Source organism: Thiohalobacter sp. IOR34 (genome assembly GCF_030406045.1).
In the GTDB taxonomy this organism is placed as follows: domain Bacteria; phylum Pseudomonadota; class Gammaproteobacteria; order Thiohalobacterales; family Thiohalobacteraceae.
In genome coordinates, this window is sequence record NZ_CP128988.1 from 1781024 (window position 1) to 1795178 (window position 14155).

9 protein-coding genes and 7 tRNA genes are annotated in these 14155 nt (G+C 63.7%); 1 reads left to right on the forward strand and 15 read right to left on the reverse strand.

What is annotated here, in order from left to right:
- Positions 1-18: 18 nt before the first annotated feature.
- From QVG61_RS08165 to QVG61_RS08230, 14 genes are all read right to left on the reverse strand, one after another.
- Positions 19-1308, reverse strand: a complete 1290-nt coding sequence (locus QVG61_RS08165; RefSeq protein WP_289930147.1) for a dicarboxylate/amino acid:cation symporter — start codon at positions 1306-1308, stop codon at positions 19-21.
- 10 nt (positions 1309-1318) lie between these two features.
- Positions 1319-3232, reverse strand: coding sequence for a SurA N-terminal domain-containing protein (locus tag QVG61_RS08170; protein ID WP_289930148.1), 1914 nt, complete (start codon positions 3230-3232; stop codon positions 1319-1321).
- Between the two features lie 347 nt (positions 3233-3579).
- A tRNA-Asp gene (locus tag QVG61_RS08175) sits at positions 3580-3656 on the reverse strand.
- An 11-nt stretch (positions 3657-3667) separates the two neighbouring features.
- Positions 3668-3743: transfer RNA gene (locus QVG61_RS08180), tRNA-Val, on the reverse strand.
- A gap of 12 nt (positions 3744-3755) precedes the next feature.
- A complete protein-coding gene (locus tag QVG61_RS08185; protein ID WP_289930149.1) occupies positions 3756-4028 on the reverse strand; it encodes an HU family DNA-binding protein in 273 nt (90 codons plus the stop codon).
- Positions 4029-4275: 247 nt separating this feature from the next.
- Positions 4276-6723: an endopeptidase La gene (gene lon, locus QVG61_RS08190; RefSeq protein ID WP_289930151.1), complete on the reverse strand. Its 2448-nt coding sequence runs from the start codon at positions 6721-6723 to the stop codon at positions 4276-4278.
- A 210-nt stretch (positions 6724-6933) separates the two neighbouring features.
- Positions 6934-8205: an ATP-dependent Clp protease ATP-binding subunit ClpX gene (clpX, locus tag QVG61_RS08195; RefSeq protein WP_289930154.1), complete on the reverse strand. Its 1272-nt coding sequence runs from the start codon at positions 8203-8205 to the stop codon at positions 6934-6936.
- A gap of 410 nt (positions 8206-8615) precedes the next feature.
- A complete protein-coding gene (gene clpP, locus QVG61_RS08200; RefSeq protein ID WP_289930155.1) occupies positions 8616-9224 on the reverse strand; it encodes an ATP-dependent Clp endopeptidase proteolytic subunit ClpP in 609 nt (202 codons plus the stop codon).
- Between the two features lie 44 nt (positions 9225-9268).
- Complete coding sequence (tig, locus tag QVG61_RS08205) at positions 9269-10576, reverse strand: trigger factor (RefSeq protein WP_289930156.1); 1308 nt, start codon at positions 10574-10576, stop codon at positions 9269-9271.
- A 166-nt stretch (positions 10577-10742) separates the two neighbouring features.
- Positions 10743-10827 (reverse strand) — tRNA-Leu (locus QVG61_RS08210).
- 122 nt (positions 10828-10949) lie between these two features.
- Positions 10950-11025 (reverse strand) — tRNA-Lys (locus QVG61_RS08215).
- Between the two features lie 76 nt (positions 11026-11101).
- Positions 11102-11177 (reverse strand) — tRNA-His (locus QVG61_RS08220).
- Between the two features lie 29 nt (positions 11178-11206).
- Positions 11207-11283 (reverse strand) — tRNA-Arg (locus tag QVG61_RS08225).
- A gap of 79 nt (positions 11284-11362) precedes the next feature.
- Positions 11363-11439: transfer RNA gene (locus QVG61_RS08230), tRNA-Pro, on the reverse strand.
- A 228-nt stretch (positions 11440-11667) separates the two neighbouring features.
- On the opposite strand from QVG61_RS08230, the gene folD reads away from it, so the two are divergent.
- A complete protein-coding gene (gene folD / locus QVG61_RS08235; protein WP_289930157.1) occupies positions 11668-12528 on the forward strand; it encodes a bifunctional methylenetetrahydrofolate dehydrogenase/methenyltetrahydrofolate cyclohydrolase FolD in 861 nt (286 codons plus the stop codon).
- Positions 12529-12766: 238 nt separating this feature from the next.
- On the opposite strand, the gene cysS is transcribed toward folD, so the two are convergent.
- Positions 12767-14149: a cysteine--tRNA ligase gene (gene cysS, locus QVG61_RS08240; protein WP_289930158.1), complete on the reverse strand. Its 1383-nt coding sequence runs from the start codon at positions 14147-14149 to the stop codon at positions 12767-12769.
- Positions 14150-14155: the final 6 nt, after the last annotated feature.

Consider the following 14155-nt stretch of genomic DNA (forward strand, 5'->3'; position numbering starts at 1 on the left):
TTTTCGTGGCTTTCGTGGTCACCCTCCCACCACCTCACCCCGCAGAATCCCCCGTTCGCCCTCCAACCGCCCGATGATCACCGCGCCGCAGGAATCGCTGAACACGTTGACGCTGGTCCGGCACATGTCGAGCACCCGGTCGACGGCGAGGATCAGGCCGACCGCCTCCGCTGGCAGGCCGATGGCGGCGAGGATGATGGTGATGGCCACCAGGCTGGCGGCGGGAATGCCGGCGACACCGATCGAGGTGAGCAGCGCCACCAGGACGATCAGGAACTGCTCGGCGAAGCCCAGTTCCAGACCGTAGGCCTGGGCGATGAACATGGCGGCGACACATTCGTAGAGCGCGGTGCCGTCCATGTTGACCGTAGCGCCCAGCGGCAGCACGAAGCTGGTGGTGCGATTGGAGACCCCGGCATTCTTCTCTACACAGTCCAGGGTGATGGGCAGGGTGGCGGAACTGGAGGCCGTGGAGAAGGCGGTGAGCAGGGCCGGCGCCATGGCCCGGTAGTGACGCAGGGGATTGACCCGCGCCACCAGCACCAGCAGCAGCGGCAACACGATCAGGAAATGCACCGCCAGTGCCGCCAGGGTGGTGAAGAAGAACACCAGCAGTGGCTGGAAGGCGGCCAGCCCGGTCGAGGCCACCACCTTGGCGACCAGCGCGAACACCCCGAGCGGGGCGAAACGCATCACCCAGTCGGTGATACGCATCATCACCTCGAAGGTCCCCTGCCAGAAGCTGTACAGGGTCTCGGCATGGGGTTCGCCGATGCGGGTGAGAAAATAGCCGAACAGCAGGCTGAAGAAGATCAGCCCCAGCATCTGGCCCTCGGCGGCGGCGGCGACGATGTTCGGCGGCACCATGCGCAGGAAGATCTCCACCACATCGGCGGCCCCCTTGCCCTCCACCCGGGCAGCAACCTCGCTGCTGTCCTCGCTGAGGCCGATCAAATCCCGGGCCGGCTGACCATCAACCACACCGGGCTGCACCAGATTGACCAGCAGCAGACCGATGAGGATGGCCATGAGGCTGGTAGTGGCGTAGTACAACAGGGTCTTGCCACCGAGCCGGCCAAGCGCCCCGCCCTGGCCGATGCCGGCCACGCCGCTGACGATGGAGGCCATGATCAGCGGCACGATGAGCATCTTCAGGGCGTTCATGAACAGGGTGCCGAGGAACTCGTACACCGCGTAGAAACTGACCCCGAGCAGGCCACCGGTTCGCCCGCTGAGGCTGCCGGCCAGCACCGCCAGCACCAGGGCGATGAGGATCTGCCAGTGGAGCTTGAGGCGCGGGCCGCTCATCTGCAGCCGCCTACTGGATCGCCTGCAGATTCAGCTCGATCTCGGCCCCGTCCTTGAGTTGCTCGATCAGCTGCTTGGACTCCATGCTGCCATGCAGCTGGGCCAGACTGTCGCGGAAGGCGCGACGCTCCTCCTCCGGGATCTGGCTGGTATCGGCATCTCGCACCTCGTCGATCTCCAGCACCGCGTAATCGCCATTGGCCAGTGCCACGCCGGCCAGCGCCGGCCTGCCATCGGCACGCCGCGGCGCCCGGAAGGCCGCCATCACGATCTGGCGGTCGAGCTTGCTGTCGGTGCGCGACACGAAGCCGGCATCCTCGACCTTGAGACCATGCTGCTCGGCTGCGGCCTGCAGCGTCTCGCCGCCCTCCACCGCCGCCTGAATCGCCTCACCCAGCTTGCGTGCGGCCTCGACGGCCTTCTGGGTTCGCAACTGTGCCTCGATCTGCTCCCGCACCGCCTCCAGCGGCAACTGCCGGGGCGGCTTGCGCTCGGCGACGCGCAGCACCACGGCATGGTTCGGCCCCAGCTCGATGACCTTGCTGTTGTTGCCCTGTTCCAGTACGTCCTCGTTGAAGGCCGCCTCGACCACCCGTGGATCGGCAGCAATGCCCTCTCCGCCCTGACGGCTGATCCAGCCCGTTTCCTTGAGCGGCAGGCCCGTGGCCTCGGCCGCCGGTTGCAGGGAATCCGGCGTCTCGAAACTGGCATTGGCCAGGGTGTCCAGCTGCTCGTAGAACAGATCCTCCAGCTCGCCACGGGTGGCATCGCGGATCAACTGCTCGCGCAGCGAGTCGAAACTCGGTGGCTCTGGCTTGCGAATGTCGGTCACCTCGATGATGTGAAAGCCGAAGTCGCTGCGTACCGGATCGCTGATCTGCCCCTTCTCCTGGGCAAAGACCGCGGCCTCGAACTCGGGGACCATGGCCCCCTTGCCGAAGAAGCCCAGGTCGCCGCCCTGGGCGGCCGAGCCCGGATCGTCGGAATTGGCCTTGGCCAGTTCGGCGAAATCGGCACCCTCGCGCAACTGGCTGACCAGCTTCTCGGCCTTGCTGCGCGCCGCCTGCACCACCTCCTCCGGCGCATCCTTGGCCACCTGGATCAGGATGTGACGGGCGCGACGCTGCTCATCCGCGCTGAATTTGGCCACCTCGGCCTGATAGAGCTCACGCAGCTCCGCCTCGTCGGGCTGCCGGGCCGCGGCCAGGTCATCGAGCTTGAGTTCGATGTATTCGAGTCGAACTTTTTCGGGCTCCACGAAGCGCGCCTTGTTGGCCTGGTAGAAGGCCTCGATATCCGCCTCACCGACCTGGATGGCCTTGCGCTGATCGGCCATCGGAATCCGCAGGTATTTCAGGCTGCGCTGCTGCCCCTGCAGGCGCAGCCCCTGTTCGACGTCACGCCGGGTGGCCAGACCCGAGGTACCGATCGAGGAGATGAACTGGTTGATGAGCATGGATCGGCGCAGCGAGTGTTCGAACATGGCCGGACTGAGATTCTGCCGCGCCAGCAGCTGCCGGTAGCGATCTGCGGAGAACTGGCCATCCTCCTGGAATTCCGGCATTGCCTGGACCCGTGCCGCCAGCAGGCCGTCGCTGATCGCCATCCCGGCCGCCTCGGCCGCCTGGACGATCAGCTCCTCCTCCACCAGGCGTTCCAGCACGGCCTTCTTGAACTCCGGAGTACTGAACATCCGCCGGTCGAAACGTTCCTTGAGCAGGGAACGCATGCGGTTCAGCTGCTGCTGGTAACCGAGGCGGTAGTCCTTGACCGAGATCTCGACGTCATTGACCTTGGCGGCATAGATCTTGGCATCCGACTTCAGGTACCAGTCGATACCCCAGAGCGCGAACACCACGGAAATCAAACCGACTATCAGCCAGGCCACAACGCCTGTTATGCGGTCACGAATCGCCTGCAGCATGGTGGAATCCTAATATTTTTATGAAGGGAGGGGGCTAGCCCGCATATCGCACGAAGGATTCGAGTTTCAGGGCGAATCTGGCCAAGCAGTTTGTTCGATCGCCCGTAGAAGCATAGCCGTCGCTAGGGTTCAAGGGGGATCGGGCAAAATGCGACGCCAGATTTGGTCTGAACTCGAATCGGCACAAACTGTAACAGGGCACAATTGCTCGCATAGGGAATCACTGCCTTGATGAATACCGGAAAAATTACGCATTCAAGGCCGCCTTCGTGCAATATGCGGGCTAGCCCGTGTGCGGACTTTACAAAGTAAAAGGGCGCCCATCAAGGGCGCCCTTTCGGTTGTAGTGGCGGAGCGGACGGGACTCGAACCCGCGACCCCCGGCGTGACAGGCCGGTATTCTAACCAACTGAACTACCGCTCCGCGTATAAAACTGGTGGGTGCTGAGGGGATCGAACCCCCGACCCTCGCCTTGTAAGGGCGATGCTCTCCCAGCTGAGCTAAGCACCCTCAAGAGGCGCGCTAGTTTACGGCATCCTTGAGGGCTTTGCCAGCCTTAAATGCAGGTGCCTTGGAGGCCTTGATCTGGATGGCCTCGCCGGTCTGGGGATTGCGGCCGGTCCGGGCGGCGCGTTCCCGCACCTCGAAGGTACCGAAACCGACCAGAGTCACCTGCTCACCCTTCTTCAGGGCAGCGGTCACCGAATCCAGCACGGCGTCGACGGCACGGCCTGCGGCAGCCTTGGACAGATCCGCGGATTCAGCAACAGCATCGATCAAATCAGTTTTATTCATAATAGCTAATGCCCCTCATGAATTAAGTCGGGAAAAATAAACAGTCATTGGTACGAGAAAACAGGAGCCAGCGGCCGACTGTCGGTCAACCCCGTAAACCTGTTGAATGTGGCGTTATATGCTTGACGGGCTTTACGCAGGCACGCGGCATTTTATACAAGCGCCGTGAAAGGGTGTCAACTTGCCGGGCAGAAAAAAGCGCGCCGCCAGAGGCGGCACGCCTTGCCTTGGGCACTCGCGGACAGCCTCAGTGTGCCCGTACCGGTGACTTGGCCTTTGTCTTGGCAGACTTTTTCTTGGCCGGGGCAATCGCCTTGTCCTCACCACCGGCCTCGACAGGCCGCGGGCTCGGCATGTGCTGCAGTGCCACCTGCAGCACCTCGTCGATCCACTTCACCGGGCGGATGTCGAGCTTGTCCTTGACGTTCTTGGGGATGTCGGCCAGATCCTTCTGGTTCTCCTCGGGGATCAGCACGGTGCTGATACCACCACGATGCGCCGCCAACAGTTTCTCCTTCAGCCCGCCAATCGGCAGCACCTCGCCACGCAGGGTGATCTCACCGGTCATGGCGACGTCGGCCCGCACCGGGATGTTGGTCAGCGCCGACACCAGGGCGGTGCACATGCCGATGCCGGCACTGGGCCCGTCCTTGGGCGTCGCCCCCTCGGGGACGTGCACGTGGATGTCATACTTCTGATAGAAGTCCGGATCGATGTCCAGCATCTCCGCCCGACTGCGCACCACGGTGGTCGCCGCCTGGATGGACTCCTTCATCACGTCACCCAGCTGGCCGGTGTGCGTCCAGCGGCCCTTGCCGGGAACGATGGCGGCCTCGATGGTCAGCAGCTCGCCACCGACCTCGGTCCAGGCCAGACCGGTCACCTGCCCGACCTGATCCTTCTCCTCGGCCAGGCCATAGCGGAAACGACGGACCCCCAGGTACTTGTCGAGGTTCTTCGGCGTGACGTTGATCTTGCGACCGCCATCAGCCTTCAGCACCAGTTCCTTGACCACCTTGCGGCAGATCTTGGCGATCTCGCGCTCCAGGTTGCGCACCCCCGCCTCGCGGGTGTAGAAGCGCACGATGTCACGCAGCGTCGCCTCGCTGACGCCGATCTCGTCGTCCTTCAGTCCATTGGCCTTGATCTGCTTGGGCAGCAGGTAGCGCTTGGCGATGTTGATCTTCTCGTCCTCGGTATAACCGGGGATGCGGATCACCTCCATGCGGTCGAGCAGCGGCCCCGGGATGTTCAGCGAGTTGGCCGTGGCCACGAACATCACATCGGAGAGGTCGAAATCCACCTCCAGGTAATGATCGTTGAAGGTGTTGTTCTGCTCCGGATCCAGCACCTCGAGCAGGGCCGAGGAGGGATCGCCGCGGAAGTCGGTCGACATCTTGTCGATCTCGTCCAGCAGGAACAGCGGGTTGCGCACCCCGACCTTGGACAGGTTCTGGATCAGCTTGCCCGGTAGCGAACCGATGTAGGTACGCCGGTGACCACGGATCTCGGCCTCGTCACGCACCCCGCCCAGCGACATGCGCACGAACTTGCGGTTGGTGGCGCGGGCAATGGAGCGCCCCAGCGAGGTCTTGCCGACGCCCGGCGGCCCCACCAGGCAGAGGATCGGCCCCTTCAGCTTGCGCACCCGCTGCTGCACGGCCAGGTACTCGAGGATCCGCTCCTTGACCTTCTCCAGACCGTAGTGGTCCTCTTCCAGCACCTGCTCGGCAGCCGCCAGGTCATGGCGGATCTTGGTGCGCTTCTTCCAGGGCACGCTGACCAGCCAGTCGATGTAGTTGCGCACCACCGTGGCCTCGGCCGACATGGGCGACATCATCTTCAGCTTGTTCAGCTCGCTCTGGGCCTTCTCCTTGGCCTCCTTGGACATGCCGGCCTTGTCGATCTTCTGCTGCAGCTCCTCGATCTCGTTCGGCGCATCCTCCATCTCACCCAGTTCCTTCTGGATGGCCTTCATCTGCTCGTTGAGGTAGTACTCGCGCTGGCTCTTCTCCATCTGCTGCTTGACGCGGCCACGGATGCGCTTCTCGATCTGCAGGATATCGATCTCGGCCTCGATCAGGCCCATCAGGTGTTCGAGCCGGCCACGCACCGATTCGATTTCGAGGATGTTCTGCTTCTCCTCAAGCTTCAGTGACATGTGCGCGGCGATGGTATCGGCCAGCCGGCTGGGATCGTCGATGCCGGCCAGCGAGGTCAGGATCTCCGGCGGCACCTTCTTGTTCAGCTTCACATACTGGTCGAAGAGGGTCATCAGCGAGCGCATCAACACCTCGGTCTCGCGCTCGTCCTGGGCGGCATTGCCGTCCAGCGTCTCGATCTCGGCCGCGAAGAAGTCCTCGCTGTCCACGAACTGCCTGATGCGCGCCCGCTCGCCACCCTCGACCAGGACCTTGACGGTACCGTCGGGGAGCTTGAGCAGCTGCAGGATGCTGGAAAGCGTGCCGATCTGGTGAATGTCCTCGACCTGCGGGTCGTCGACGTCCGCGCTCTTCTGGGCCACCAGGAGGATCTTCTTGTCATTCTGCATTGCGCTGTCCAGGGCGCGGATCGACTTCTCGCGGCCCACGAACAGGGGGATCACCATGTGCGGATAGACCACCACATCACGCAATGGCAATACGGGAATTGTGTTCATCTCATTCATCTCGGGTTTCATCAGGTCATGCTCCATACTGGAGATCCTCACAGCGGTTGATTCGATTCACAGCCCTTGGCGGACCGCGCTGACGGAGATTCTGTCCGTCACTGTCGAGGCTATATAGGGGCGCCAAGATCCCGTTTCAATGTTGGCTACCCAGAAAAACAGGCAATTTCCACGCCAAGGGAGGGGAGGGGAAACAAGCCGGGAGGACGGGCCCGGCATACGCCGGGCCGGTGGGTATCAATCGGAGGCGACGCGCTTCTCGGCCGCATCAAAGACGATATAAGGCTTTGATTCTCCAGTGATTACACTTTCATCCACGACAACCTTGCTGACATCCTCCATGGAGGGCAGGTCGTACATGGTATCGAGCAGCACGTGCTCGAGGATGGTACGCAGGCCACGGGCACCGGTCTTGCGCTCCATCGCCTTGCGCGCCACGGCCCGCAGGGCATCCTCGCGGAACTCGATCTCGCAGCCTTCCATGTCGAACAGCTTGGCATACTGCTTGGTGATGGCGTTCTTGGGCTCGGTGAGGATGGTTACCAGGGCGTCCTCGTCGAGCTCCTCCAGGGTCGCCACCACCGGCAGGCGGCCGACGAACTCGGGGATCAGCCCGTAGCGGATCAGATCCTCCGGCTCCACGTCATACAGCACCTCGCCGACGCTCTTCTCGTCGTCCTTGCTCTTCACCTCGGCAGAGAAGCCGATGCCGCCCTTCTCGGAACGGCCGCGGATGATCTTGTCCAGGCCGGCGAAGGCGCCGCCGCAGATGAACAGGATGTTGCTGGTATCGACCTGCAGGAACTCCTGCTGCGGATGCTTGCGGCCGCCCTGCGGCGGGACCGAGGCCACGGTGCCCTCGATCAGCTTGAGCAGGGCCTGCTGCACGCCCTCGCCCGACACGTCACGGGTGATCGAGGGGTTGTCCGACTTGCGGGAGATCTTGTCGATCTCGTCGATGTAGACGATACCGGTCTGCGCCTTGTCGACATCGTAGTCGCACTTCTGCAGCAGCTTCTGGATGATGTTCTCGACGTCCTCACCGACATAACCTGCCTCGGTCAGGGTGGTGGCATCGGCAATGGTGAAGGGCACGTTGAGCAGCCGCGCCAGGGTCTCGGCCAGCAGGGTCTTGCCGGAGCCGGTGGGACCGATCAGCAGGATGTTGCTCTTCGACAGCTCCACCTCGTCCTTGCGGCCGCGGGCCTCGAGGCGCTTGTAGTGGTTGTAGACGGCCACCGAGAGCACCTTCTTGGCGCGCTCCTGGCCGATGACGTACTCGTCCAGTACCGCGTTGATCTCCTTCGGCTTGGGCAGCTTGTTGCCCTCGGCCGAGGCCTTTTCCTGCATCTCCTCGCGGATGATGTCGTTGCAGAGTTCGACGCATTCGTCGCAGATGAATACCGAGGGGCCGGCAATCAGCTTGCGCACCTCGTGCTGGCTCTTGCCACAGAAAGAGCAGTACAGCAGCTTCCCGTCCTCGCCCTTGCCGTTTCGATCGTTGCTCATATAGCCAATCCCCTACTCATCCGCCCTGCCGGACCCTAGAACTGTTGCCTCGCGGTGCGCGGGGACATGCCCGGCCCGACCTTGCTGTCCATTCAACTACGCTTTCCCTCCCCAGACAAGCAATACCCGAGTGTCCCTGTGGGTTTTTGCCCCTGCCGCCGACTAGCCCGCATATTGCACGAAGGCGGCCTTGAAAGCGCAATTTTTCGGTATTTATCAAGGCAGTAATTCCCTATGCGAGCAATTGTGTCCTGTTACGGTTTGTGCCTATTCGAGTTCAGACCAAATCTGGCGTCGCATTCCGCTCGATCTCCCTTGAACCATAGCGACGGCCATGCTTCGGCGGGCGATCGCACAAACTGCTTGGCCAGATTCGCCCTGAAACTCGAATCCTTCGTGCAATATGCGGGCTAGGCCTCCGCCTTGCGCGAGCTGAGCACCGTGTCGATCAGGCCGTAGTCGCGTGCCTGTTCGGCGCTCATGAAGTTGTCGCGGTCCGTGTCCTTCTCGATCGTCTCCATCGGCTGGCCCGTGTGCCTGGACAGGATCCGGTTGAGGCGTTCCCTGACCAGCAGGATCTCCTTGGCGTGGATGTCGATGTCCGTGGCCTGTCCCTGAAAACCGCCCAGCGGCTGATGGATCATCACCCGCGAGTGCGGCAGGCAGTAGCGCTTGCCGTGCGCGCCACCGGCCAGCAGGATGGCACCCATGCTGGCCGCCTGGCCGATGCACATGGTGCTGATGTCCGGCTTGATGAACTGCATGGTGTCGTAGATCGCCAGCCCTGCCGAAACCGACCCTCCCGGAGAATTGATGTACACGTGGATGTCCTTGTCCGGATTCTCCGACTCGAGAAACAGCAGCTGCGCCACCACCACGTTGGCCATGTAATCCTCGACCGGGCCAACGACGAACACCACCCGTTCCTTGAGCAGACGGGAGTAGATGTCGTAGGCCCGTTCACCCCGCGCCGTCTGCTCGATCACCATCGGCACCAGATTCAGTGCCTGCGTATCCATTGCCCCGCCGTTGTCTCTCATATCGGTCAACACACCTCTGTTCTTTAACTGTTGGCAGCCTGACGCATCTCGATCAACTCATCGAAACTGCAGGGTTTTTCGCTCACCTTGGCCTGACCGAGGATCCACTCCACGACCTGTTCCTCGAGTACCAGGGTCTGCGCGCTGGCCAGCGCCTCCTGGTTCTCATAGTACCACCTGACCACTTCCTCCGGCTTCTCGTAGCTGGCGGCGATGTTCTCCACCGTGCTGCGCACCCGCTCCGGATCGACCTGGATGCCGTTGCGCTTGACGATCTCGCCGATGATCAGGCCCAGGGTCACGCGGCGGCGCGCCTTGTCCTCGAACAGGCTGCCCGGCAGATTGAGCCCCTGGCTGTTGCCGCCGAGCTGCTGATGCATCTCCTCGCTCAGCCGCTGGATCTCTTCGTCGACCAGAGCGGCCGGAACCTCGATTTCATTAGCGGCCAGCAGCGCCTCGAAGGCCCGGTCCTTGACCACCGCCTTCAGCGCCGCATCCAGCTCGCGCTGCATGTTGCGCTGAATCTCGCTGCGCAGGGATTCCACGCTGCCGTCCTCGATGCCCAGCGAACGGGCGAAGTCCTCGTCCACCTCCGGCAGCTTCGGCTCGGCAACCTGGGTGACCTTGACGGCGAACTGTACCGGTTTGCCGGCCAGCTCCGACTTGCCATAGTCCTCCGGAAACTTCAGATCCAGGGTCAGCTCATCACCCGCCTTGGCTCCGACCAGACCCTCCTCGAAGCCATCGATCATGCGGCCGGAACCGATCTCGACCTGCATGCCGCTGCCCTCGCCGCCCTCGAAGGGCTCACCCTCGATGGTGCCCTTGAAGTCGACCGTCACCTGGTCACCCTCCTTGGCGGGACGCTCGACCGACTCCCAACTGGCCCGTTGCTGGCGCAGCTTGTCGATCATGGCATCGACATCGGCCTCGCTCACCTCGACGGCCGGCTTCTCGATTTCGACCCCTTCCAGGCCAGCCGGTTCGAATTCCGGGTAGACCTCGAAGATGGCCACGTATTCCAGGCCCTGCCCGGCCTGGATCTCACCGGGTTCGAAACGCGGCCCACCCGCGGGGCGCAGGTTCTGCTGACTGAGGGCCTCCTGGAAGCTGGAGCCGATCAGCTCATTGGCCACTTCCTGCTCCACCTGCCTGCCGAAGCGCTGCTTGATGACCCGCATCGGCACCTTGCCGGGACGGAAACCGTCCAGCCGCGCGGTGCGTGCCAGCGACTTGAGACGGTTATCGATCTCCTGATCGACCTGCTCGGCCGGCAGCTGCACGGTCATGCGACGCTCGAGCGGCCCCGTGTTTTCGACGGAAACTTGCATGGATTCACCTCGTTCAACACCCTGTCCATCCCTGGGGACGGCATTCGCCGCAACACCACCGCCTTCGGGATCCGGGATCAGTTAATGGAAAAAGTCAGGTAATGCCGTTGTAGACTGCGTTCAAGGCCGCCCCTGCAGCGCGGGAACGGCGTCAATTCCTCGTTATTGGTGCGAAAGGAGAGACTCGAACTCTCACGGGTTGCCCCACTGGAACCTAAATCCAGCGCGTCTACCAATTCCGCCACTTTCGCAGGCCCGGAGCAGCGCGGCAGCCGGGGCAGTAAATGACGCATTATAACCATTTGATATGCGCAGGCGTAGCCCCCGGGCGCTGGCAACCCGGCATGACGGAAGGAAAAAAGGGGAAGGGAAATGGTGGGCCGTGTAGGACTCGAACCTACAACCAATTGATTAAGAGTCAACTGCTCTACCAATTGAGCTAACGGCCCAGTGAAGGGCGGCTATTGCACCAGAAAACAGAGCCTGTTTCAACAGCCCCGGCCCTGCTGGCGACACCTGCCTGTATGGGGTGGACGATGGGACTCGAACCCACGACGACCGGAATCACAATCCGGGGCTCTACCAACTGAGCTACGCCCACCATTGAAACTGCCTCGTCCCTGCCGGATTTGGCGCGCCCGGCAGGACTCGAACCTGCAACCCTCGGCTTAGAAGGCCGATGCTCTATCCGGTTGAGCTACGGGCGCCAGGATCGGGATCGGACTCGCGCGAGGACCTGAACAACCCCGCTGCGGCGCCGGCCTCGCCGCCGCCGGTCCAGGTATCTGGTCGGGGTAGAGGGATTCGAACCCCCGACATCCTGCTCCCAAAGCAGGCGCGCTACCAGACTGCGCTATACCCCGCGTTCGGTGCACCGGCACCCGTTCGATGACCGTCCATGGACCGTCCGGGCACGCGGGGCGAGGGCGCAGATAATACGCGCTGCCCCCTGGAGCGTCAAATGGCTGTAGCGGGCAGCGCCGGCCATTGCCCGCTTGTGGCCGAGGGGGACGCATGCGAGAATCAGCGCCCGCCTCCCGGCCGAACAGACCGGCCGAACAGACGAACCCCGACGGATCATACAGATCATCATGACTGCACAACTGATTGACGGCAAGGCGATCGCGGCCCGCCTGCGCAGCAGCATCCAGGAGCGGGTCGCGGCCCGCCTGGCCGCCGGACAGCGCCCCCCCGGACTGGCCGTCATCCTGGTCGGGGAGGACCCCGCCTCCGAGGTCTATGTGCGCAACAAGCGTCGCGCCTGCGAGGAGACCGGCATCTTCTCCAAGTCCTACGATCTGCCCACCGAGACCACCCAGCAGGAACTGCTGGATCTGATCGCCACGCTCAACGCCGACCTGGCCATCGACGGCATCCTGGTGCAGCTGCCCCTGCCGGCCCACATCGACCAGGAGACGGTCATCGAGGCCATCCGCCCGGACAAGGACGTGGACGGCTTCCACCCCTACAACATCGGCCGGCTGGCGGTGCGCGCCCCGGTCCTCCGTCCCTGCACCCCCAAGGGCGTGATCACCCTGCTGCAGGAGACCGGCGAGAGCTTCTATGGCCGTGAGGCCCTGGTGGTCGGCGCCTCCAACCACGTCGGCCGGCCAATGGGCCTGGAGCTGCTGCTGGCCGGCAGCACGGTCACCGTCTGCCACCGCTTCACCCGCGACCTGGCCGAGCACGTCGGACGCGCCGAGATCCTGGTGGTGGCCGCGGGCAAGCCGGGCCTGGTGAAGGGGGAATGGGTGCGGCCTGGGGCCACGGTGATCGACGTCGGCATCCACCGCACCGAGGCCGGCAGGCTGGTGGGTGACGTGGAATTCGCGGCCGCGCAGGCACGCGCCGCCTGGATCACCCCGGTACCGGGCGGGGTCGGGCCGATGACCGTCGCCACCCTGCTGGAGAACACCCTGTTCGCCGCCGAACAGCTGCACCCGGAGACCTAGCGGAACCCCCCATCGCGGCCGGGAGGCCGCTCCTACAGGGCATGGCGGCACGATGTGTTTGCAGGAGCGGTCGCCAGGCCGCGATCCGGCGGAACCCCCATCGCGGCCGGGAGGCCGCTCCTACAGGGCATGGCGGCACAATGTGTTTGTAGGAGCGGCCTCCAGGCCGCGATACCCGGAGTCAATCGAAAACAGCCTGCACGCCGATCATGCGGGCCGCCTTCGTGCAATATGCCGGCTAGCCCCGTCGCCAGCTGGTGCCCTGGGGACCGTCCTCGAGCAGAATGCCCTGTGCCTTCAGCAGGTCGCGGATGCGGTCGGACTCGGCCCAGTCCTTGCGCGCCCGCGCCGCATTGCGCTGCTCGATCAGCCTCTCGATCTCCGCCTCGTCGAGCCCGGCCTCCGCCGGCTGGCCGCGCAGGAAGGCTTCCGGCGCCGCCTGCAGCAGGCCCAGCACGCCGCCCAGACGACGCAGAGTGGCAGCCAGATCGGCGGCCGTCGCCGGATCCTCCGCCTTGGCCCGGTTCAGCTCGCGCGCCAGTTCGAACAGCAGGGCAATCGCCTCCGGGGTGTTGAAATCGTCGTTCATCCGCTCGTGGAAGCGCGCCAGGGCCGCTTCCTGCACCCTCCCGCCCTCGGCGGGCGCATCACGCAGCGCCGTGTACAGCCGCTCCAGTGCACCGCGCGCCTGATCGAGGTTCTCATCGCTGTAGTTCAGCGGACTGCGGTAATGGCTGGCGAGGATGAAGAAGCGCACCACCTCCGGCTGGTAGTGGGCCAGCACTTCACGCACGGTGAAGAAGTTGCCCAGCGACTTGGACATCTTCTCTTCGTCCACCTGGATGAAGCCGTTGTGGATCCAGTAGTTGACGAATTTGCAGTCGCAGGCCGCCTCGGACTGGGCGATCTCGTTCTCGTGATGCGGGAACTTGAGGTCCATGCCACCGCCGTGGATGTCGAAGGACTCACCCAGACAACGGGTGGACATCGCCGAGCACTCGATGTGCCAGCCGGGGCGCCCCTCGCCCCAGGGCGAGGGCCAGCTCGGCTCGCCCGGCTTGGCCGCCTTCCAGAGCACGAAGTCCAGCGGATCCTGCTTGGCCTCGTCCACCTCGATGCGCGCCCCGGCACGCAGATCCTCCAGCCGCTCGCCGGACAGCTGGCCGTAGTGCTCGAAGCGGCTGACGTCGTAGTAGACGTCACCGTTGCCGGCGGCATAGGCATAACCCTTGTCGATCAGGGTCTGGATCATGGCGATGATGTCGTCCATCCAGGCGGTGGCCCGCGGCTCGATGTCCGGGGGCAGCACGCCGAGGGCCTCGGCGTCCTCGTGCATGGCCTCGATGAAGCGGCTGGTGAGCTGCTCGAAGGGCTCGTGGTTCTCGTTGGCGCGGCGGATGATCTTGTCGTCGATATCGGTCACGTTGCGCACATAGGTCACCTCGTAGCCGATGTCGCGCAGGTGACGGACGATGACGTCGAACACCACCAGTACCCGGGCGTGGCCCAGGTGGCAGTAGTCGTAGACGGTCATGCCACAGACGTACATGCGCACCTTGCCCGGTTCGATGGGCTGGAAGGGTTCTTTCTTGCGGGTCAGGCTGTTGTAGATCTGCAGCATGGTCGT

Excerpts from the sequence above, each read along its gene's own strand:
- clpP (WP_289930155.1), bottom strand. The coding sequence starts at position 9,224 with ATGGATACGCAGGCACTGAATCTGGTGCCGATGGTGATCGAGCAGACG.
- lon (WP_289930151.1), bottom strand. The coding sequence starts at position 6,723 with ATGGAGCATGACCTGATGAAACCCGAGATGAATGAGATGAACACAATT.
- QVG61_RS08165 (WP_289930147.1), bottom strand. The coding sequence starts at position 1,308 with ATGAGCGGCCCGCGCCTCAAGCTCCACTGGCAGATCCTCATCGCCCTG.
- tig (WP_289930156.1), bottom strand. The coding sequence starts at position 10,576 with ATGCAAGTTTCCGTCGAAAACACGGGGCCGCTCGAGCGTCGCATGACC.
- QVG61_RS08170 (WP_289930148.1), bottom strand. The coding sequence starts at position 3,232 with ATGCTGCAGGCGATTCGTGACCGCATAACAGGCGTTGTGGCCTGGCTG.
- clpX (WP_289930154.1), bottom strand. The coding sequence starts at position 8,205 with ATGAGCAACGATCGAAACGGCAAGGGCGAGGACGGGAAGCTGCTGTAC.
- folD (WP_289930157.1), top strand. The coding sequence starts at position 11,668 with ATGACTGCACAACTGATTGACGGCAAGGCGATCGCGGCCCGCCTGCGC.
- QVG61_RS08185 (WP_289930149.1), bottom strand. The coding sequence starts at position 4,028 with ATGAATAAAACTGATTTGATCGATGCTGTTGCTGAATCCGCGGATCTG.
- cysS (WP_289930158.1), bottom strand. The coding sequence starts at position 14,149 with ATGCTGCAGATCTACAACAGCCTGACCCGCAAGAAAGAACCCTTCCAG.